The sequence below is a fragment of the Nocardioides maradonensis genome (assembly GCF_054777115.1).
In genome coordinates, this window is record NZ_BAAHAZ010000001.1 from 299,838 (window position 1) to 320,768 (window position 20,931).

A 20,931-nucleotide genomic window follows, 5' to 3' on the forward strand; every position below is an offset into this window, starting at 1 on the left:
CAGGGGTCCGAGATCTGCTCGTCGCGGCGACGCGCAGTCATGCCTTCTGCCTCTCGGCAGCGCCCTTGGCGATCCGGTCGAGCATGATGCCGAGCGCGGTGATCGCGATGCCGGCCGCCAGTCCCTTGCCGAACTGAGGGGCCTGGGAGAAGCCGGAGACCACGAGGTAGCCCAGGCTTCCCGCTCCGACCATGGCGCCGATGACGACCATGGACAGGACGTAGAGCAGTCCCTGGTTGGCAGCCAGGACGAGGGAGGGGAGCGCCATCGGCAGCTGCACCTTGCGGATCATCTGCCAGGACGTGACGCCGTTGGAGCGTGCCGCCTCGACCGTGGTCGCGGGTACGCCGACGATGCCGTCCGCGACGAGCTTGACCGCGATGGGGGCGGCGTACGCGACGCCCGCGACGATGGCGGTGAACCGCGTCGAGCCGAACAATGCCAGCGCCGGCACCAGGTAGACGAACGCGGGGATCGTCTGGAAGGCGTCGAGTACCGGGCGGATCACCGTGTCCGCGCGCCGGCTGCGCCCCATCCACACCCCGAGGACCACCGCCTGGATCATCACCAGGGCGGTCGCCACGATGGTCGAGGTCAGCGTGACCATCGAGTCGTTCCACAGCCCGAGCAGCAGGATCACGGTCTCGCAGGCGAGGGTGATCAGCATCGGACGCAGGCCGCCCAGCACGTAGGCGAGGGCCAGGATGACCGCGGCGATCAGCCACCATGGGCAGTCGGTGAGCAGGCTCTGCAGCGGGTTGAGGATGCCGTAGCTGATGACGTTCTTGAACGCGAGCGTGATCTTGTCGATGTGGTTGACGATGCCGTTGGTGACGTCGTTGATCCAGGTCGCCAGACGGGCGCCCTGGGTCGAGGCGTCGGGGAACTTCGCGAAGTCCAGGTAGCTGCGCGACAGGTAGACCGCGACGACGACGGGAACGAGTCCGCCGGCCAGGACCAGGCGTCGGCGCGTGGCGCCCGCGAGGTTGCGGCTGCGCTTCTCGCTGGCCTCGCTGGCCGCGGAGGTCGTGCGGTCCAGGACGATGGCCATCAGGACGATGAGCAGGCCGGGCACGGCGGCCTGGCCGACGTTGAGGCTCGCCAGCGCCGACACGACGTCGGTGCCGAGGCCGGGGCCGTTGACCAGCGCGGCGATGACCGCCATCGAGATGGCGGCGAGCGTGCACTGGTTGATGCCGAGCACGATCGTGCGCCGCGCCATCGGGAGCTGCACCTGGCGCAGCAGCTGGCTCCGCGTGACGCCCAGCGAGCGGGCCGCCTCGAGGGTGGTGGCCGGGACGGAGCGGATGCCGTGCTCGGTGATGCGGACCAGCGGCGGCAGCGAGTAGACGGCGGTCAGGACGATCGCGCACGTCGCGCCCGGGCCGAAGAGCATGAAGAACGGCAGCAGGTAGCAGAAGGACGGCATCGTCTGCATCGCGTCGAGGACCGGCGTCAGGACGTTGGAGAGCCGCTTGCTGCGGGCCATCAGGATGCCGGTCGGGATGCCGACGAGCAGGCTCGCCGCGACGGCCAGCGCCGTGACGATGAGCAGGTCCATGCTGTCGGTCCAGTAGCCCATCCAGGCGAAGAGGAACATCGACACGGCCACCAGCACGGCGGAGCGGAGCCCGGCGGCGGCGTACGCCAGCCAGGTGAGGATCGCGAGCACGCCGACCCAGCCGATGGCGGGGACCGGTCGGCCGCCGGTCGGGTGCGAGACCAGCTGGCCGACCTCGGTGACCAGCCAGTTGACGAAGGTCGAGAAGTGGCCGAGGACGCCGTGGAAGAACCAGTTGTTGAGGGAGGCGTTGCTGACCCAGTCCCGGATCCCGTTCAGCCACCGGTCGAAGCCGTTGAGGTCCTGGAACGGGCGGACCAGGGTGTCCTGGCCGCGGAAGACCAGCCAGCCGGCCACCCACACGACGACGATGGCCGCCAGCAGCACGGGCGTGCTGGGTCGCTTCAGCCCCGCGCCGGTACGTCGCTCCTCGGGCGCGGCCGCCGTGCCCGTCGGCTCGGTCGTCGCGGTGGTCATCCGGCCTCCTCCGCGACGACGACCCGGAGGATGTCCTCCTCGGTCACGACGCCGACGACCTGGTCGCCGTCCACGACCCGGCACGGGCCCTTGTGGGCGAGCACGATGCGGGCGGCGTCGCGGACGATCTGGTCGCAGCGCAGGACGGGCCCGTCGAGGACCTCGCCCGGCGTCGGGGGACGCATCACCCAGCGCAGCGTCAGCACGTGGGACTTGGGGACGTCGCGGGTGAAGTCGGCGACGTAGTCGTCGGCCGGAGCGGCGACGACCTCGTCCGGCGTACCGATCTGGACGACCTCGCCGTCGCGCATGATGAGGATCCGGTCGCCCAGCTTCAGCGCCTCGCTGAGGTCGTGGGTGATGAAGACCATCGTCTTGCCGACCTCGTGGTGCAGGCGGATGACCTCGTTCTGCATGTCGCGGCGGATCAGCGGGTCGAGTGCCGAGAACGGCTCGTCGAACATCAGGATGTCCGGGTTGGCGGCGAGCGCCCGGGCCAGGCCCACGCGCTGCTGCATGCCGCCGGAGAGCTGGTCGGGGAAGTTGTTCTCGTAGCCCGAGAGCCCCACCAGGTCGACCATCTCCTGGGCCCGGCTGCGGCGCTGGGTCTTGTTCTCCCCGCGCACCTCCAGGCCGAACGCGACGTTGTCGACGACCTTGCGGTGGGGGAGGAGGCCGAAGTGCTGGAAGACCATCGAGACCTTGCGGCGGCGGGTGTCCAGCAGGGCCTTGTCGGACATGCCGGTCACCTCCTCGCCGTACAGCTTCACCGTGCCGGCGGTCGGCTCGATGAGACGGGTGAGCAGGCGCACGAGGGTCGACTTGCCCGAGCCGGACAGGCCCATCACGACGAAGACCTCACCCGGAGCGACGTCGAAGCTGACGTCCCGGATGCCGACCACGTGGCCGGTCTTCTCCTGGAGCTCCTTGCGGCTCAGGTCCTTGTCGGAGCAGGCCATGATCTTGTCGGGACGCGGGCCGAACACCTTCCACAGGCCCTCGACGTGGACGGCGGGCTCGACGGTGCTGCCGTTGGCGGGCTTCGTCGCCGCCGGGTTGGGGATCGTCGTGGACATGCTCACTCCTCGTTGTTGCGGGGGTCGCCCGGCGGGTAGAGCTGGCTGCCGTCGCGGTAGCGGTACCAAGGCGCGTCCGACGGGGGCAGCGGGGTGTTCCCGGCGATCAGGTCGGCGGCCTTCTCGGCGACCATCATCACGGGGGCGTAGATGTTGCCGTTCGTCACGAACGGGAAGACCGACGCGTCGACCACGCGCAGGCCCTCGACGCCGTGGACCTTCATGCTGGACGGGTCGACGACCGACATCTCCTCGATGCCCATCGCCGCCGTGCAGGAGGGGTGCAGCGCCGTCTCGGCGTCCTTGCGGACCCAGTCGAGGATCTCCTCGTCGGTCTCCACCGAGGGGCCGGGGGAGATCTCGCCGTCGTTGTACGGCGCGAAGGCCGGCTGGTTCAGGATGTCGCGGGCGACCCGGACCGCCTCGACCCACTCGCGCCGGTCGTTCGGGGTCGACAGGTAGTTGAACACCATCGACGGGTGCTGCTTCGGGTCACGCGACTTGATCCGCACCTGGCCGCGGGTGTCGGCGTACATCGGGCCGATGTGCACCTGGTAGCCGTGGCCCTCGGTGGGCTGGGTGCCGTCGTACCGGATGGCGACGGGGAGGAAGTGGAACATCAGGTTCGGGTAGTCGACGTCCTCGTTGCTGCGACAGAAGCCGCCACCCTCGAAGTGGTTGGTGGCGCCGAGTCCGCGGCGGTGGAAGAGCCACTGGTAGCCGATGCCCGGGCGGGCACGCATCCGCAGGCCGGGGGCGATCGAGACCGGCTGCTTGGAGGCGTACTGGATGTAGACCTCGAGGTGGTCCTGGAGGTTCTCGCCGACACCGGGCAGGTGGTGCACGAGCGGTACGCCGACCTGCGCCAGGTGCTCCTGGTCGCCGACACCGGACAGCTGCAGCAGCTGGGGGGTGTTGATCGCGCCACCGCAGAGGATGACCTCGCGGGCCGCGACGTAGCGGGGCCGCCCGGCGCGCAGGTACTCGACGCCGACCGCACGCTTGCCCTCGAAGCGGACCTTCGTGGCCATCGCGAGCGTCTGGACGCTCAGGTTCTTCCGCGACATCGCCGGGTGCAGGTAGGCCCGGGCGGCCGACCAGCGCCGGCCGTTCTTGATGTTGCGGTCGAAGCGGGCGAAGCCCTCCTGGCGGTAGCCGTTGACGTCGTCGGTCAGCGGGTAGCCGGCCTGCTGAGCGGCCTCGAAGAAGGCGCCGAACAGCGGGTTGGTGGCCGGGCCGCGCTCGAGGTTGAGCGGGCCGTCGCCGCCGCGCCACTCGTCGGCACCGTTGCTGCCGTCGACCAGGTGGAGCGACTCCATGCGCTTGAAGTACGGCAGGCAGTGGGCGTAGTCCCACTCCTTCATGCCCGGCTGGGCGCCCCACCGCTCGTAGTCCATCGGGTTGCCCCGCTGGAAGATCATGCCGTTGATGCTGGAGGAGCCGCCGAGCACCTTGCCGCGGGCGTGGGAGACGCGCCGGCCGTTCATGTGCGGCTCGGGGTCCGTCTCGTACTTCCAGTCGTAGAAGCGGTTGCCGATCGGGATCGGGAGCGCCGCCGGCATGTGCACGAACGGGTCGATCCGCCAGTCGGAGTGTCCTGCCTCGAGGACGAGCACGCTGGTCCCGGGGTCCGCGGAGAGGCGGTTGGCCAGCGCCGAGCCGGCCGAGCCACCTCCCACGATGACGATGTCGTAGCGTTCCTGGCGCATTCTGAGCCTTCCTAGTGGTGCGTCCGAGAAGTTGTGGAACGGTTGGCGTGCTCACGGTGCGTGGATCGCAAGGCGCCGGTGCGCAGCCATACCGGGTCGTCTCGCAAGCGCCGGCAACGCCGCGAGGTGCGTGCTGTGGGTGCGCGAAGCGCTTCAGAACTTCTTGGACGCACCACTACTCCTGGAACCAGTTCTGCACGGTGGGGCTGAGGTTCTGCCACACGTGCTTGATCTCGCGGTACTCGTCCAAGCCGGCCTCGCCGAGCTCGCGTCCGGTACCGGACTGCTTGAAGCCGCCCCACTCGGCCTGCGGCACGTAGGGGTGGTAGTCGTTGATCCAGACCGTGCCCATCCGCAGCCGGGCCGCGATCCGCTGGCCCTTCCCGGCGTCCTGGGACCAGACCGCACCGGCCAGGCCGAAGATGGAGTCGTTGGCGATCGCCACGGCCTCGTCCTCGGTGCGGAACGTCTCGACGGTCAGCACCGGGCCGAAGGACTCCTCCTGGGTGACCGACATGGAGCTGGTGCAGCCGTCGAGGACGGTGGGCAGGTAGTAGAAGCCGCCGGCGAGGGCAGGGTCCTCGGGGGCGGAGCCGCCGCAGCGGAGCACGGCGCCCTCGGCGATGCCGCGCTCGACGTACGCCGCCACCTTGTCGCGGTGGGCCGCGCTGATGAGCGGACCGGTCTCGGCCTTGGGATCCTCGGGACCGCCGAGCCGGATGTTGCTCGCGCGGGCGACGAGGGCCTCGACGAACCGGTCGTGGATGCTCTCCTCGACCAGCAGCCGGGCGCCCGCGGAGCAGACCTGCCCGGAGTGCAGGAACACCGCGGTGAGCGCGTAGTCGAGGGCGACGTCGAGGTCGGCGTCGGCGAAGACGATGTTGGGGTTCTTGCCGCCCAGCTCGAGGGCCACCTTCTTCACGGTGGCCGCCGCGGTGGCCATCAGCCGCCGGCCGGTGTCGATGCCGCCCGTGAAGGAGACCAGGTCGATGCGCGGGTCCTCCGACAGCGGCGCGCCGGCCGCGGGGCCGGCGCCGAGCACCAGGTTGCCGATGCCCGCGGGCAGGCCGGCCTCGGCGAGCGCGCGCATCAGCAGGATGCTGGTGTGCGGGGTCAGCTCGCTCGGCTTGAGCACGAAGGTGTTGCCGGCCGCCAGGCACGGCGCGACCTTCCACGCGGCCTGCAGCAGCGGGTAGTTCCACGGGGTGATGAGGGCGCAGACGCCGATCGGCTCGTGGACGACCCGGCTGGCGACGTCCGCGCGTCCGGTGTCGATGACCCGGCCGGCCGACTCGGCGGCGATCGCACCGTAGTGGCGGAAGACCGAGACGACGTCGGCGACGTCGTACTCGCTCTCGACCAGGCGCTTGCCGGTGTCCATCGACTCCGCGCGGGCGATCTCGGCAGTGTCGCGCTCGAGCAGGTCCGCGACCCGCAGCAGCAGCGCGCCGCGCTCGCGCGCGGGGGTGCGTGCCCAAGCGCCCTCGCCGTCGGCGAAGGCCGCGTGGGCGGCGGCGATGGCAGCGAGGGTGTCGACCGCGGAGGCCTCGTCGACCTCGCCCACGACGGTGCCGTCGGCCGGGCAGGCGATGGTGCGCGTGCCCCCCTCCGCCGCGGCCACCCACTCGCCGGCGATGTACAACTCAGGCATGGGCCGTTCCTTTCGCCCGCTTCGGACTTGGAGCCATTTGTTGCGATCTGCACAACTCGGTGCTTAGTTCGCAACGTCTTGTGTAGAGGAGAATAGGTGACCTGGGCCACATGTCAAGGGGTCCGCCCAACTGTCACACGGCTTTAACAAACGGGCGCCCCGAGGGCGGGTGAGGTCCTGTCGAGGGGCCGGATCGGTGCTCGGGCCCATGCCGTCCATCATGCCGCCGCGCCGGCCGGAGGGCTCCGTCGGAAATTCATCGATCCAATCCGGCCGACCCTCTTGACGCTGTGACCCGGACCACTGCATTGTTGCTTGTGCCGCAATCGAGTGCAACATACGCAACAGGAGGCCAGGGCATGGTCGGACGTAGGACCGTCATCATCGGTGCCGGAGTCGTGGGCGCGGCGCTCGCGGACGAGCTGTCGGCACTGGGCTGGACCGACATCACCGTCGTGGACCAGGGCGACCTGCCCGCCACCGGCGGTTCGACGTCCCACGCGCCGGGCCTCGTGTTCCAGGCGAGCGGCAGCAAGATCCTCAGCGAGCTGGCGACCTACACCGTCGAGAAGTTCGTCGACCTCCAGCACGAGGGTCAGTCCTGCTTCCTGCAGGTCGGCGGCCTCGAGGTCGCGACCACGCCCGAGCGCCTCGCCGAGCTGCACCGCCGCCAGGGCTGGCTCACCTCCTGGGGCGTCGAGGCCGAGGTCGTCGACGTCGACCGGTGCGTCGAGCTCCACGACCTGGTCGACCGCGACGTGGTCCTGGGCGGCCTGTGGTGCCCGACCGACGGTCTGGCCAAGGCGGTCTGGGCGGTCGACGCCCAGATCGAGCGGGCCAAGGCCCGCGGCGTCACCTTCCTCGCCCGCCACGAGGTCACCGACATCGTCGTCGAGGACGACCGGGTGACCACCGTCGTCACCGACAAGGGCGAGCTGCCCGCCGACATCGTCGTGTCCTGCGCCGGCATCTGGGGCCCGAAGGTCGCCTCGCTCGTGGGCCTGGACCTCCCGCTGACCCCGCTCGCGCACCAGCTCGCCTGGACCGCCGAGGTCCCGGCGATGAAGGGGCAGACGCAGGAGGCGGTCCGCCCGATCCTGCGCCACCAGGACTCCGGCCTCTACTACCGCGACCGCTACGAGAGCGTCGGCATCGGCTACTACCACCACGAGGCGATGCCGATCTCGGCCTTCGACATCCGCGCGGTCGACGAGACCGAGGAGATGCCGTCGGTCCTCACCTTCACCCCCGAGGACTTCGAGCCCGCGTGGGAGGAGACCCAGCGCCTGCTGCCCTCGACCGCCGACACCAAGATCGAGGAGGGTATCAACGGCCTCTTCTCCTTCACCACCGACGGCATGCCGCTGCTGGGGGAGTCGCGCGAGGTCAAGGGCTTCTGGGTCGCCGAGGCCGTGTGGGTCACGCACTCCGCCGGCGTCGGCCGCGCCGTCGCCGAGTGGATCGCGAACGGCTACTGCGAGTCCTGGGACATCCACGAGTGCGACGTCAACCGCTTCGAGGACTACCAGCTCGCCCCCGACTACGTGCTCGAGCGCGACTGCCAGAACTTCCGCGAGGTCTACGACATCCTGCACCCCCTGCAGCCGATGGACTCCCCGCGCGACGTCCGGCTCTCGCCCTTCCACGCCCGCGAGCAGGAGCTCGGCGCCTTCTTCCTGCCGGCCAACGGCTGGGAGCGGCCGCACTGGTACGCCGCCAACCAGGGCCTCCTCGAGCGGTACGACGTCCCGACCCCCAACGCCTGGGCCGCCCGCTACTGGGACCCGATCGTCGGGGCCGAGGCGAAGGCCACCCGCGAGGGCGTCGCGATGTACGACATGACCGCGCTCAAGCGGATCAACGTGACCGGCCCCGGCGCCGTGGACTTCCTGCAGGGGCTCTGCACCAACGATGTCGACAAGTCGGTGGGCTCGGTCGTCTACAGCCTGCTGCTCGACGTCGACGGCGGCATCCGCAGCGACATCACGGTCGCCCGGCTCGGCAAGGACCACTACCAGGTCGGCGCCAACGGCGCCCTCGACATCGACTGGTTCGAGCGGCACCTCCCCGAGGACGGCACCGTCCAGGTCACCGACATCACGCCGGGCACCTGCTGCATCGGTCTGTGGGGCCCGAAGGCCCGCGAGGTGCTCGCCACGGTCACCGACGCGGACATGACCAACGCCGGCCTGAAGTACTTCCGCGCCAAGAGGCTCACCATCGGCAACGTGCCCGTCACGGCGTGGCGGCTGTCCTACGTCGGTGAGCTCGGCTGGGAGATCTACACGACCGCCGACCTCGGCCAGCGCCTCTGGGACACCCTGTGGCAGGCCGGTCAGGAGCACGGCATCATCGCCGCCGGCCGCGGGGCCTTCAACAGCCTGCGCCTGGAGAAGGGCTACCGGTCCTTCGGCGGCGACATGACCAACGAGCACGACCCGTACGAGGCGGGCCTCGGCTTCGCGGTCAAGCTCGACAAGGGCGACTTCGTCGGCCGGGACGCGCTCGTCGAGCGCAAGGAGAACCAGACCCGGACGCTGGCCTGCCTCACCATCGACAGCTCGGTCGACGTCGTGATGGGCAAGGAGCCGGTGTACGCCGGCGGCCGGCCGGTCGGCTACGTCACCTCGGCGGCGTACGGCTACACGATCGAGAAGGGTATCGCCTACGCGTGGCTGCCGCTGGAGGTCGCCGAGGTCGGCACCGAGGTCGAGATCGGCTACTTCGACCAGCGCGTCCCGGCCGTCGTCACGGCCGAGCCCCTGTTCGACCCCACGATGACCCGCCTCCGCGGCTGATCGCCCCTCTCTCCCCACTCTTCTCTTTCCGGAGGTTTCCTGTGAGCTTCAAGACCGCCCCCGCGGCCAACATGGCCGAGATCGCCGCCATGGTCGAGCGTCGCGAGGTGGGCTACAGCCTCGAGTCCGCGTTCTACGCCAGCAAGGAGGTCTACGACCTCGACATCAAGGCGATCTTCGGCGAGCACTGGATCTTCGTCGCGAGCGAGGCGGAGCTCCCGGAGCCGGGCGACTTCGTCACGGTCGAGATCGGCACCCAGTCGCTGATCATCACCCGCGACGACGACGAGGAGATCCGCGCGCTGCGCAACATCTGCCGCCACCGCGGCTCGCGCCTGCTCGAGGACCCGTGCGGCTCGATCGGCAACATCGTGTGCCCCTACCACCAGTGGACCTACCGGCCGGACGGCGAGCTGATGTACGCCGAGAGCCAGCCGCCGACGTTCGACAAGTCCAAGTTCAACCTCAAGCAGGTGCACGTCCGGACCGTCGCCGGCCTGATCTTCATCTGCCTCGCCGACGAGCCGCCGGCGGACTTCGACGAGGTCGCCGCGGTCATCGAGCCCTACCTGCGCACCTACCGGATCGCGGAGGCGAAGGTCGCCCACCAGACCGACCTGGTGGAGAACGGCAACTGGAAGCTCGTGATGGAGAACAACCGCGAGTGCCACCACTGCGACGCGTCCCACCCCGAGCTGATCACGTCGTACTTCCCGTTCCTGCAGTACGAGGAGGCCGACGTCACGCCGCGCCTGCAGCCGCTCTACGAGCGCTACCTGAAGGCGACCGAGGACCTCGACAACGTCTGCCGCCTCAACAGCGTCCCGCGCGAGCTCGTCCACGAGCTCGACACCCGCGAGACCGGCTTCATGATCATGCGTCTCCCGCTGGACGGCGACGGCGCCTCGTTCGGCATCGATGGTGCCCAGGTCTGCAAGAAGCTGATCGGCGACGCGCCCACCGAGAAGTTCGGCGACCTGTCGCTGCACATGCAGCCGAACTCGTGGTTCCACTTCCTCAGCGACCACGTCATCGTCTTCAGCGTCCTGCCGCTCGGGCCCGACAAGTCACTGGTCCGCACCACGTGGCTGGTCCACCCCGACGCCGTCGAGGGCGAGGACTACACGATCGAGGGACTGACCAGCGTCTGGAAGGCGACCAACGACCAGGACCGCGTGCTCGTCGAGAAGGCACAGCGCGGCGTCACCGACCCGGGCTACGCCCCCGGTCCCTACGCCCTGATCGAGGACGACGTCGAGGCCTTCATCAACTGGTACGTCGGCCGCCTCCACGACTACCTCGCTCCGCACCGCGAGAGCGTCGAGCGGCTCGGCCACCTCAACGCCGTCGCGGGCCAGTAGCCACCACCTGATTCATCGGCAGGAGAAAGAGATGTCGTCACCGGAGCTCGAGAGCCTCGTGCCGTCCCTGCAGTCCCCGGTCTGCTGGGCGGAGGAGGACGAGACCGTCCTGGTGTGCACCGCGGTCAGCGATGTCACCCACGACGTCAAGAACTTCGTGTTCGAGCCCGAGGGCGGCCAGCTCTTCGAGTTCGACGCGGGTCAGTTCCTGACCCTGAAGCTCGACATCGACGGCACCCCGGTGAACCGGTGCTACACGATCTCGTCGCCGCCGACCCGCCCGAACCGCATCGCCATCACGGTCAAGCGGGTCGTGGGCGGCAAGGTCTCGAACTGGATCCACGACAACGTCGTGCCCGGCACCAAGATCCCCACCCTGGCGCCGCTCGGTTCCTTCACGCTCACCAGCAAGCCGGCCGAGAAGCTGCTCTTCCTCTCTGCCGGCAGCGGGATCACGCCGCTGATGTCGATGCTGCGCACGCTCTACGACCTTGGGTCGGACGCCGACGTGGTGTTCCTGCACAGCGCGCGCACGCCCAGCGACATCGTCTTCCGCAGCGAGCTCGCGGCGATCGAGATGCTGATGCCGAACCTGCGGGTCGTGCACATCTGCGAGGCGGACTACCCCTCCGAGCGGTGGGGCGGCATGCGCGGCCGGATCTCGCCGACCATGCTGCAGACGGTCGTGCCGGACTTCTTGGAGCGGACCACGTACAACTGTGGTCCGGCGCCGTACATGGACGCGGTACGCCGCATCCTCGGCGAGCTCGGCTCGGACCTCAGCCGCTACCACGAGGAGAGCTTCACCTTCGACGACCCGTCGGTCCCCGGCGCCACGCCGCCGCCCGACGGTGTCGCCTACGAGGACATCGCGGTGCCGACGCCTCCCGCCTCCGACGACGGGGTGGCGACCTTCACCGTCGAGTTCGCGAAGACCGGTCGCACCGTCACCTGCCGCGCCGACGAGTTCGTGCTCGACGCGGCGCTCGCGGCCGGCGTACGGCTCGCGTCGTCGTGCAGCCAGGGCATGTGCGGCACCTGCAAGATCCCCAAGCTGTCCGGGGAGGTGGACATGAACCACAACGGCGGCATCCGCCCCCGTGAGGTCGCCGCCGGCAAGTTCCTCCCGTGCTGCTCCAAGCCGCTCAGCGACCTCACCCTCGACGCCTGATCGCCCGAGCAGCTCACCCTTCACCACTAGCGAGAAAAACGGAGTCCACCCATGGCTGACAACCGAGTCGTCGTCTACGCGGGACCTGGCCAGGTCGCGATCGAGAACATCGAGTTCCCCAAGCTGGAGATCCCGGCGGAGGTCGCCCAGGGCCTCGGGATCAAGCAGGCCGCCCCGCACGCGGTGATCCTCAAGCTCGTCACGACGAACATCTGCGGCAGCGACCAGCACATGGTCCGCGGCCGGACGACGGCACCCGTCGGTCAGACCCTGGGTCACGAGATCACCGGCGAGATCGTCGAGATCGGTGACGACGTCCTGTTCCACAACGTCGGCGACATCTGCTCGGTGCCGTTCAACATCGCCTGTGGGCGCTGCCGGATGTGCAACGAGGGCAAGACCGGCATCTGCCTGAACGTGAACCCGGCGCGCGCCGGTGCGGCGTACGGCTACGTCGACATGGGCGGCTGGATCGGTGGCCAGGCGGAGTACGTCATGGTCCCGTACGCCGACTTCAACCTGCTCCGCTTCCCCGACCGCGACCAGGCGCTGGAGAAGATCCTCGACCTGACGATGCTCTCGGACATCTTCCCGACCGGCTACCACGGTGCCTACACCGCGGGCGTCACCACCGGCTCCACCGTGTACGTCGCCGGGGCCGGCCCGGTGGGCCTGGCGGCCGCGCACTCCGCGCAGCTGCTCGGTGCCTCCACCGTCATCGTCGGCGACATGAACGCCGACCGGCTCGCGCAGGCCGCGAGCTTCGGCTGCGCGACCGCGGACCTGTCGAAGGGGGACGCGCTGGCCGACATCGTCGCCGACATCCTCGGCGAGCCCGAGGTCGACGCGGCGATCGACGCCGTCGGCTTCGAGGCGCGCGGCCACGGTGCCGGTGCCGCCGAGGCGCCGGCCACGGTCCTCAACGACGTCATGAGCATCGCCCGCGCCGGTGCCTCGCTCGGCATCCCCGGCCTCTACGTGACCGGCGACCCGGGCGCGGTGGACGAGGCGGCGAAGATCGGCCAGATCGGCGTACGCCTGGGTCTGGGGTGGGCGAAGTCGCACACGCTCGTCACCGGTCAGTGCCCGGTCAAGCAGTACAACCGCCAGCTGATGAACCTGATCCTGGCCGACAAGGCGCAGATCGCGAAGGCCGTCAACGCCACCACGATCACCCTCGACGAGGCCGCCCAGGGCTACGCCGCCTTCGACAAGGGCGCCGCCCAGAAGTTCGTCATCGACCCGCACGGCATGGTCCGGGCCTGACCCCATGGGAGACCTCATGTCCTCGAACTCGAACCCCGTCCTCGACCAGACCCTGGCGGACTTCGATCCGGAGGTCGCCGAGCAGGTCCGGCGTGAGCTGGTGCGCCAGCAGAGCACGCTGGAGATGATCGCGTCGGAGAACTTCGCGCCGACCGCGGTGATGCAGGCGCAGGGCTCGGTCCTCACCAACAAGTACGCCGAGGGCTACCCGGGCCGCCGCTACTACGGCGGCTGCGAGAACGTCGATGTCATCGAGCAGCTCGCGATCGACCGGATCAAGGAGCTCTTCGGTGCCGAGGCCGCCAACGTGCAGCCGCACTCGGGTGCGCAGGCGAACGCGGCGGCGATGTTCGCGCTGCTGGAGCCGGGCGACACGATCCTGGGCCTGGACCTCGCGCACGGCGGTCACCTGACGCACGGCATGCGGATCAACTTCTCCGGCAAGCTCTACAACGTCGTGGCCTACCAGGTGTCGCCGGAGGACTTCCGGATCGACATGGCCGAGGTGGAGCGGCTCGCGGTCGAGCACCGGCCGAAGCTGATCGTGGCCGGTTGGTCGGCGTACCCGCGCCAGCTGGACTTCGCGGAGTTCCGCCGGATCGCCGACCTGGTCGGCGCGTACCTGATGGTCGACATGGCGCACTTCGCCGGGCTGGTCGCCGCCGGTCTGCACCCGAGCCCGGTCCCGTACGCCGACGTGGTGACCACGACGACGCACAAGACCCTCGGCGGTCCGCGTGGTGGCGTGATCCTCTCCAAGGCCGAGCTGGCCAAGAAGATCAACTCCGCGGTGTTCCCCGGTCAGCAGGGCGGCCCGCTGGAGCACGTCATCGCGGCCAAGGCGGTCGCGTTCAAGATGGCGCTGGAGCCGGCGTTCAAGGAGCGCCAGCAGCGCACGCTGGAGGGCGCGCGGATCCTCGCCGAGCGGCTGATGCAGGCCGACGTGGCCGCGGCCGGCATCACGGTCCTGTCCGGCGGCACCGACGTGCACCTGGTGCTGGTCGACCTGCGTGACTCCGAGGTCGACGGCCAGCAGGCCGAGGACCGGCTGCACGAGGTCGGCATCACGGTCAACCGCAACGCGGTCCCGTTCGACCCGCGCCCGCCGATGGTGTCCTCCGGCGTCCGCATCGGTACGCCGGCCCTGGCCACCCGCGGCTTCGACGCGGAGGCCTTCGCCGAGGTCGCCGACGTGATCGCGGAGACGCTCGCCGGGTCCGGCGAGGAGGGCGAGCTGGCCAAGCTGCGGGCTCGTGTCGAGGCGCTCGCCGAGCGGTTCCCGCTCTACCCCGACCTGGAGGCGTGATGGGCAACCCCTTCCCCGGCGAGCACCCGGAGTGGCTGTGGCGCGACCCCGACCCGAAGTCGTCGTACGACGCCATCGTGGTCGGTGGTGGCGGGCACGGCCTGGCCACGGCGTACTACCTGGCCAAGAACCACGGCCTGACCAACATCGCGGTCCTGGAGAAGGGCTGGCTGGCCGGCGGGAACATGGCCCGCAACACCACGATCATCCGGTCCAACTACCTGTGGGACGAGAGCGCGGCGATGTACGAGTTCGCGCTCAAGCAGTGGGAGCTGCTGCCGGCGGAGCTGGACTACGACTTCCTGTTCAGCCAGCGCGGCGTGCTCAACCTCGCGCACACGCTGCAGGACGTGCGTGACTCGCGCCGCCGGATCGAGGCCAACCGGCTCAACCGCGTGGACGCGGAGTGGCTGGAGCCCGACGAGGTCGCCAAGGTGTGCCCGATCGTCAACGTCTCGCAGGACGTGCGCTACCCGGTGCTGGGCGGGACCTTCCAGCCCCGTGCCGGCATCGCCAAGCACGACCACGTCGCGTGGGCGTTCGCGCGGGCGTGCGACGCGATGGGTGTCGACATCATCCAGAACTGCGAGGTCACCGGCTTCCTCAAGGACGGCGAGCGCGTGGTCGGTGTGGAGACCAACCGGGGCCGGATCCTGTCCGACACCGTCGGTCTCGTGGCGGCCGGTCACTCCAGCGTGCTGGCCGAGAAGGCCGGGTTCCGGCTGCCGGTGCAGTCGCACCCGCTGCAGGCCCTGGTCTCCGAGCTCTACCAGCCGGTGCACCCGACGGTCGTGATGTCGAACCACGTGCACGTCTACGTCTCCCAGGCGCACAAGGGCGAGCTGGTCATGGGCGCGGGCGTGGACGCCTACAACGGCTACGGCCAGCGCGGGTCCTTCCACGTGATCGAGCACCAGATGGCCGCGGCCCTGGAGCTGTTCCCGATCTTCGGCCGGGCGCGCCTGCTGCGCACCTGGGGCGGCATCGTGGACGTCTCCCCGGACGCCTCGCCGATCATCGGCGCCACCCCGGTGCAGGGCCTGTACGTCAACTGCGGCTGGGGGACCGGCGGCTTCAAGGCCACCCCCGGCGCGGGCTGGGCGATGGCCCACACGATGGCCACCGGCGAGCCCCACGAGCTGAACAAGCCCTTCGGGCTGGAGCGGTTCACCACCGGCCACCTGATCGACGAGCACGGCGCTGCCGCCGTGGCCCACTGACCGACCTGATCTGCGAGCACAAGGAAGAGAGCACCCAGCGATGTTGCAGCTGACCTGCCCGTGGTGCGGCCCGCGGGACGAGACCGAGTACCACTACGGCGGCCAGGCCCACGTGGCCTACCCCGAGGACCCCAGCGCGCTGTCGGACGAGGAGTGGGCGCAGTACCTGTTCTTCCGCGACAACCCCAAGGGCCCGTTCGCCGAGCGCTGGTCGCACAGCACGGGCTGCCGTCGCTGGTTCAACGTCGTGCGCGACACCCGCACCTACGAGGTGCTCGCGACCTACACCAACACCGACCCCCGCCCCGCGATCGTCACCTCAGGAGGAGCCCGATGAGCACCCAGCCCCGCCGGCTCCCCACCGGCGGCCGGATCGACCGCGACCGGAGCCTGAGCTTCACCATCGACGGCCGCTCGTACGTCGGACACCCCGGTGACACCGTCGCCTCGGCGCTGCTGGCCAACGGCCGGATCCGGGTCGGCGACTCGATCTACCGGTCTCGTCCCCGCGGCATCCTCGCCGCTGGCGTGGAGGAGCCCAACGCGCTGCTCCAGGTCGGTGGCGACTGCCCCGAGCCGATGGTGCCCGCCACGGTCCGGGCGCTGACCGACGGCCTGTCGGCCAGCACCCTGTCCGGCCTCGGTGTCCTCGACCCGATCGGCGACGACGCGACGTACGACAAGGTCTTCACCCACACCGACGTCCTCGTGGTCGGCGCCGGACCCGCCGGCATCGCCGCCGCGCTGTCGGCCGCGCGCTCCGGTGCCCGCGTCGTGCTGCTCGACGAGCAGTCCGAGCTCGGCGGGTCGCTGCTCAGCGGTCGTGACGAGACGATCGACGGACTGCCCGCGTTGGAGTGGCTCGACGCCGCTCTCGCCGAGCTGGCCGCCGCGCCGGAGGTCACCCTCCTGCCGCGCACCTCCGCCTTCGGCTCGTACGACGACAACTACGTGCTCGCCGTGCAGAACCGCACCGACCACCTCGACGCGGCCACCCCGATCGGCGTCTCGCGCCAGCGGGTCTGGCACGTCCGTGCCCGGCAGGTCGTGCTCGCCACCGGCGCCCACGAGCGTCCGCTGGTCTTCGCCGGCAACGACCGGCCCGGCGTCATGCTCGCCGGCGCGGTCCGCACCTACGTCAACCGGTACGCCGTCCTGCCCGGCGACCGGGTCGTCGTCGCCACCACCAACGACAGCGCCTACGACACCGTCGACGCGCTCCGCGCCGCGGGCGCGGAGGTGGTCGGCGTCCTCGACGCCCGTGACGTCCTCTCCGCCCGCGCGGCGGTCCTCGAGGAGCACGGCGTACGCGTCCTGCTCTCGAGCACCGTCCAGGGCACCGAGGTCGACGAGACCACCGGCCGGATCACCCAGGTCCACGTCGGCACCCTCGGCGACGACGACGTGCCCACCTGCTGGGAGGACCTCGACTGCGACCTGCTGGCCGTCTCCGGCGGCTGGAGCCCGGTCGTCCACCTGCACAGCCAGCGCCAGGGCCGGCTCCGCTGGGACGACGCCCTCGCGGCGTTCGTCCCCGACGGCGAGGTCGCCGACCAGCAGGTCGTCGGCTCCGCGGCCGGTGCCGTGCTGCTGGCCGACTGCCTCGCCCACGGGGCCGGCGCCGGTGCGGAGGCCGCCACCCGTGCCGGCTTCCCGGCCGAGCCGGTCGCGCTCAGCGCGACCAGCGCCCTCACCGAGGTCGGTGAGGTCCGCCAGCTCTGGCTGGTGCCCGGTGCCGAGGGCGAGCCGGGGGAGTGGGACGAGCACTTCGTCGACCTCGGCCGCGACCAGACCGTCGCCGACGTGTGGCGCTCGGTGGGTGCGGGGATGCGCAGCGTCGAGCACGTCAAGCGCTACACGTCGATCAGCACCGGTGCCGACCAGGGCAAGACCTCGGGCGTGAACGCGATCGGCGTGATCGCGGCGGCCCTGGGGGGCGCGGAGAGCATGGGTGAGATCGGTACGACGACCTACCGCGCGCCGTACTCGCCGGTCTCGTTCTCGGCGCTGGCCGGGCGCGAGCGCGGCAAGCTCTTCGACCCCGAGCGCACCACCCCGATCCACTCCTGGCACGCCGAGCACGGCGCGGTCTTCGAGACCGTCGGCCAGTGGCTGCGCCCCCGCTACTACCCGCAGCGCGGAGAGGACATGGACGCGGCGGTGCTGCGCGAGTGCCGTGCCGCCCGCACCGGCGTCGCGATGATGGACGCCTCCACGCTCGGCAAGATCGAGGTCCAGGGCCCCGACGCCGGGGAGTTCCTCAACCGGATCTACACCAACGCCTACAAGAAGCTGGCCGTCGGCGCCGCACGCTACGGCGTGATGTGCAAGCCGGACGGCATGGTGCTGGACGACGGCGTGGTGCTGCGCCTGGACGAGGACACCTTCTACCTGCACACCACCACCGGTGGTGCGGCCGGCGTGCTGGACTGGCTGGAGGAGTGGCTGCAGACCGAGTGGCCGGAGCTGGACGTGCGGTGCACGTCGGTGACCGAGCAGTGGTCGACGGTGGCCGTGGTCGGCCCGCGGTCGCGCGAGGTCATCGCTCAGGTGTGCCCGGACCTGGACGTGTCCAACGACGCGTTCCCGTTCATGACCTTCCAGGAGACGACGCTCGCGTCGGGGATCCCGGCGCGGGTGTGCCGGATCTCGTTCTCCGGTGAGCTGGCCTTCGAGATCAACGTGTCCGGCTGGTACGGCCGGGCGGTCTGGGAGCAGGTGTACGCCGCCGGAGCCGACCTCGGCATCACGCCGTACGGCACCGAGACGATGCACGTGCTCCGGGCCGAGAAGGGCTTCCCGATCGTCGGGCAGGACACCGACGGCACGATCACCCCGCAGGACCTGGGGATGTCGTGGGTGGTGTCGAAGACGAAGGACTTCGTCGGCAACCGCTCCTACACCCGCGAGGAGAACCTGCGCAGCGACCGCAAGCAGCTGGTCGGGCTGCTGCCCGTGGACCGTCGTACGGTCCTGCCGGAAGGCAGCCAGGTGATCGAGGCCGGGGCCGTGGCCGAGGGTGGGATCGACTCGGGTTCCGACCCGGTGCCGATGCTGGGCCACGTGACCTCCAGCTACGACAGCGCCGCGCTGGAGCGGCCGTTCGCGCTCGCCCTGGTCAAGGGCGGCGCGGACCGGATCGGCGAGGTGCTGATCGCGCCGGTCGGCTCCCGCCTCGTCGAGGTCGAGGTGACCTCGCACGTGCTCTACGACCCCGAAGGGACCAAGCGAGATGGCTGACCAGACCAGTGCTCTGACGATGCTGCGGCGCAGCCCGCTGGGCGCCATGGCGCGGGAGATGATGGACAAGTCGATCACCGGTGCGCGCAACGTGCGCGTCTCGGAGGCGCGCTACGCGACCATGATCAGCGTCCGCGTCGCGCCGGACTCCGCCGCGGCCCGGGCCCTGGGCGACGTGCTCGGCGCCGGCCTGCCGGCCCGGTCCGGCGAGGTCACCGCGCACGGCCCGCACAGCGTGCTGTGGCTGGGCCCCGACGAGTGGCTGGTGGTCTCGGACATGAGCGCCGAGCTGCTGCTTCCTGAGCTGCGGGCGGCCGCGGTGGCCGCCGGCGACGGCTCCCCGGCGATCGTCGACGTCTCGGCGAACCGGACCGTCATCGAGCTCTCCGGTGTCGCGGCCCGCGCCGTGCTGGAGAAGGGCTGCCCCACCGACCTGCACCCGCGGGCGTTCGGTCCGGGCACGGCCATCACGACCACGCTGGCCCGGGTCCCGCTGCTGCTGTGGCAGGTCGGCCCGACGACGTACCGGCTGCTGCCCCGGGCCTCGTTCGCGCAGTACGTCGCCGCCTGGCTGCTCGACGCGATGCAGGAGTTCGGCTCCGACTTCCGGGACAGCCTCCGCGACGGCAGCCCGGTCTGATGGCGCTGTCGGCCTTCGACCTCTACTCGATCGGCATCGGGCCCTCGTCGTCGCACACGGTGGGCCCGATGCGGGCCGCGAAGCGGTTCGTCGACACCCTGGCCGAGGCCGGCCGGCTCGGCGACGTACGCCGGGTCCAGGCCGAGCTGTTCGGATCGCTCGGCGCCACCGGCCACGGCCACGGGTCGCCCAAGGCCGTCGTGCTCGGCCTGGAGGGTGAGGACCCGGCCACGACCGACACCGACCGCGCCGAGGGCCGCATCGCCCAGATCCGCGACGAGGGCATCCTGCTGCTCGCCGGCACCACGCCGGTCCGGTTCGACGTCGACACCGACTTGGTGATGCACCGGCGCAAGAGCCTGCCCGCCCACCCCAACGGCATGCGCTTCGCGGCGTACGACGAGAACGGCCACGAGCTCGACGCCCGCACCTACTACTCGGTCGGTGGCGGCTTCGTCGTCGACGAGGAGGCCACCGGCGCGGACCGGATCGTGGTCGACGAGACCCCGCTGAAGTTCCCCTTCAGCACCGGCGCCGAGCTCCTCGAGATCTGCGACCGCGAGCACCTGTCCGTCAGCGACGTCATGCTCGCCAACGAGCAGGCCTGGCGCACCGAGGACGAGATCCGTGCCGGGATGCTGCACCTGTGGTCGGTCATGGCCGCCTGCGTCGAGAGCGGCTTCCACCGCGAGGGCGTGCTGCCCGGCGGCCTGCGGGTCCCGCGCCGCGCGCCGCAGATGTTCCGCGACCTCACCGCCAACGGCGAGCGCGACCCGCTGCACGTCATGGACTGGGTGAACCTGTTCGCGCTCTCGGTCAACGAGGAGAACGCCTCCGGCGGCCGCGTCGTCACCGCACCCACCAACGGCGCCGCCGGCATCATCCCCGCGGTGCTGCACTACTACGTGCGCTTCGTGCCCGGCGCCGACGAGGACGGCATCGTCCGCTTCCTCCTCACCGCGGCCGCGGTCGGGATCCTGTTCAAGACCAACGCCTCCATCTCCGGCGCCGAGGTCGGCTGCCAGGGCGAGGTCGGCTCGGCCTGCTCCATGGCCGCCGGCGGCCTCGCCGAGGTCCTCGGCGGCAGCCCTGCCCAGGTCGAGAACGCCGCCGAGGTCGGCATCGAGCACAACCTGGGCCTGACCTGCGACCCCGTCGGCGGCCTGGTCCAGATCCCCTGCATCGAGCGCAACGCGATCGCCTCCACCAAGGCCATCAACGCCGCCCGCCTCGCCATCAACGGCACCGGCATCCACAAGGTCAGCCTCGACAAGGCCATCAAGACCATGCGCGACACCGGCCGCGACATGAAGGACAAGTACAAGGAGACCGCCCGCGGCGGCCTCGCCGTCAACGTCATCGAGTGCTGACCCGGCCCCGTGATGCGCGAATCCGGCCTCGTGGTCGACCGAAACGCCTGGTTCGGTCGACCCCAAGGCCGGACTCGGCGAGCGG

General features: G+C 70.4%; 14 protein-coding genes. 10 read left to right on the top strand and 4 right to left on the bottom strand.

Annotated features, from left to right (window positions below; genetic code table 11):
- Window positions 1–37 precede the first annotated feature (37 nt).
- The 4 genes from ACYVAQ_RS01295 to ACYVAQ_RS01310 form a co-directional block, all read right to left on the bottom strand.
- Window positions 38–2,038 (bottom strand): ABC transporter permease, encoded by a 2,001-nt coding sequence (locus ACYVAQ_RS01295; protein WP_460786618.1) that lies wholly within the window; start codon window positions 2,036–2,038, stop codon window positions 38–40.
- Window positions 2,035–3,114 carry a quaternary amine ABC transporter ATP-binding protein gene (locus tag ACYVAQ_RS01300; RefSeq protein ID WP_460786619.1) on the bottom strand — a complete coding sequence of 360 codons (1,080 nt, stop codon included), beginning with the start codon at window positions 3,112–3,114 and terminating at the stop codon, window positions 2,035–2,037. The genes ACYVAQ_RS01295 and ACYVAQ_RS01300 overlap by 4 nt, the downstream gene beginning before the upstream one ends.
- A 2-nt stretch (window positions 3,115–3,116) precedes the next feature.
- Entirely contained in the window at window positions 3,117–4,823 is a 1,707-nt protein-coding gene (gene betA / locus ACYVAQ_RS01305; RefSeq protein ID WP_460786620.1) for a choline dehydrogenase, read from the bottom strand.
- Between the two features lie 175 nt (window positions 4,824–4,998).
- Window positions 4,999–6,474 (bottom strand): aldehyde dehydrogenase family protein, encoded by a 1,476-nt coding sequence (locus tag ACYVAQ_RS01310; protein ID WP_460786621.1) that lies wholly within the window; start codon window positions 6,472–6,474, stop codon window positions 4,999–5,001.
- A gap of 359 nt (window positions 6,475–6,833) precedes the next feature.
- Here ACYVAQ_RS01310 and ACYVAQ_RS01315 point away from each other — a divergent pair, with 359 nt between their 5' ends.
- The 10 genes from ACYVAQ_RS01315 to ACYVAQ_RS01360 are packed head-to-tail and all read left to right on the top strand — an operon-like array spanning window position 6,834 to window position 20,846.
- Window positions 6,834–9,272, top strand: a complete 2,439-nt coding sequence (locus tag ACYVAQ_RS01315) for a GcvT family protein (RefSeq protein WP_460786622.1) — start codon at window positions 6,834–6,836, stop codon at window positions 9,270–9,272.
- A gap of 41 nt (window positions 9,273–9,313) precedes the next feature.
- On the top strand, window positions 9,314–10,633 hold the full coding sequence (locus tag ACYVAQ_RS01320) for an aromatic ring-hydroxylating oxygenase subunit alpha (RefSeq protein WP_460786623.1): 1,320 nt from the start codon (window positions 9,314–9,316) through the stop codon (window positions 10,631–10,633).
- Window positions 10,634–10,664: 31 nt separating this feature from the next.
- Entirely contained in the window at window positions 10,665–11,804 is a 1,140-nt protein-coding gene (locus ACYVAQ_RS01325) for an FAD-binding oxidoreductase (protein WP_460786624.1), read from the top strand.
- Window positions 11,805–11,855: 51 nt separating this feature from the next.
- Window positions 11,856–13,070 carry a formaldehyde dehydrogenase, glutathione-independent gene (gene fdhA, locus ACYVAQ_RS01330; RefSeq protein WP_460786625.1) on the top strand — a complete coding sequence of 405 codons (1,215 nt, stop codon included), beginning with the start codon at window positions 11,856–11,858 and terminating at the stop codon, window positions 13,068–13,070.
- A gap of 16 nt (window positions 13,071–13,086) precedes the next feature.
- Entirely contained in the window at window positions 13,087–14,376 is a 1,290-nt protein-coding gene (gene glyA, locus ACYVAQ_RS01335; RefSeq protein WP_460786627.1) for a serine hydroxymethyltransferase, read from the top strand.
- A complete protein-coding gene (locus ACYVAQ_RS01340) occupies window positions 14,376–15,596 on the top strand; it encodes a sarcosine oxidase subunit beta family protein (RefSeq protein WP_460786628.1) in 1,221 nt (406 codons plus the stop codon). The genes glyA and ACYVAQ_RS01340 overlap by 1 nt, the downstream gene beginning before the upstream one ends.
- Window positions 15,597–15,636: 40 nt before the next feature.
- Window positions 15,637–15,933, top strand: a complete 297-nt coding sequence (locus ACYVAQ_RS01345) for a sarcosine oxidase subunit delta (RefSeq protein WP_460786629.1) — start codon at window positions 15,637–15,639, stop codon at window positions 15,931–15,933.
- Complete coding sequence (locus ACYVAQ_RS01350; RefSeq protein WP_460786630.1) at window positions 15,930–18,836, top strand: 2Fe-2S iron-sulfur cluster-binding protein; 2,907 nt, start codon at window positions 15,930–15,932, stop codon at window positions 18,834–18,836. The genes ACYVAQ_RS01345 and ACYVAQ_RS01350 overlap by 4 nt, the downstream gene beginning before the upstream one ends.
- Window positions 18,829–19,476: a sarcosine oxidase subunit gamma gene (locus tag ACYVAQ_RS01355; protein ID WP_460786631.1), complete on the top strand. Its 648-nt coding sequence runs from the start codon at window positions 18,829–18,831 to the stop codon at window positions 19,474–19,476. The genes ACYVAQ_RS01350 and ACYVAQ_RS01355 overlap by 8 nt, the downstream gene beginning before the upstream one ends.
- Window positions 19,476–20,846, top strand: coding sequence for an L-serine ammonia-lyase (locus tag ACYVAQ_RS01360; RefSeq protein WP_460786632.1), 1,371 nt, complete (start codon window positions 19,476–19,478; stop codon window positions 20,844–20,846). The genes ACYVAQ_RS01355 and ACYVAQ_RS01360 overlap by 1 nt, the downstream gene beginning before the upstream one ends.
- The last annotated feature ends 85 nt before the right edge of the window (window positions 20,847–20,931 follow it).

Bases quoted from the DNA above. Each gene is read 5' to 3' on its own strand.
- ACYVAQ_RS01345 (WP_460786629.1), top strand. From the start codon at position 15,637: ATGTTGCAGCTGACCTGCCCGTGGTGCGGCCCGCGGGACGAGACCGAG.
- fdhA (WP_460786625.1), top strand. From the start codon at position 11,856: ATGGCTGACAACCGAGTCGTCGTCTACGCGGGACCTGGCCAGGTCGCG.
- ACYVAQ_RS01315 (WP_460786622.1), top strand. From the start codon at position 6,834: ATGGTCGGACGTAGGACCGTCATCATCGGTGCCGGAGTCGTGGGCGCG.
- glyA (WP_460786627.1), top strand. From the start codon at position 13,087: ATGTCCTCGAACTCGAACCCCGTCCTCGACCAGACCCTGGCGGACTTC.
- ACYVAQ_RS01340 (WP_460786628.1), top strand. From the start codon at position 14,376: ATGGGCAACCCCTTCCCCGGCGAGCACCCGGAGTGGCTGTGGCGCGAC.
- ACYVAQ_RS01325 (WP_460786624.1), top strand. From the start codon at position 10,665: ATGTCGTCACCGGAGCTCGAGAGCCTCGTGCCGTCCCTGCAGTCCCCG.
- ACYVAQ_RS01310 (WP_460786621.1), bottom strand. From the start codon at position 6,474: ATGCCTGAGTTGTACATCGCCGGCGAGTGGGTGGCCGCGGCGGAGGGG.
- ACYVAQ_RS01300 (WP_460786619.1), bottom strand. From the start codon at position 3,114: ATGTCCACGACGATCCCCAACCCGGCGGCGACGAAGCCCGCCAACGGC.
- ACYVAQ_RS01350 (WP_460786630.1), top strand. From the start codon at position 15,930: ATGAGCACCCAGCCCCGCCGGCTCCCCACCGGCGGCCGGATCGACCGC.
- ACYVAQ_RS01355 (WP_460786631.1), top strand. From the start codon at position 18,829: ATGGCTGACCAGACCAGTGCTCTGACGATGCTGCGGCGCAGCCCGCTG.
- ACYVAQ_RS01360 (WP_460786632.1), top strand. From the start codon at position 19,476: ATGGCGCTGTCGGCCTTCGACCTCTACTCGATCGGCATCGGGCCCTCG.
- betA (WP_460786620.1), bottom strand. From the start codon at position 4,823: ATGCGCCAGGAACGCTACGACATCGTCATCGTGGGAGGTGGCTCGGCC.
- ACYVAQ_RS01295 (WP_460786618.1), bottom strand. From the start codon at position 2,038: ATGACCACCGCGACGACCGAGCCGACGGGCACGGCGGCCGCGCCCGAG.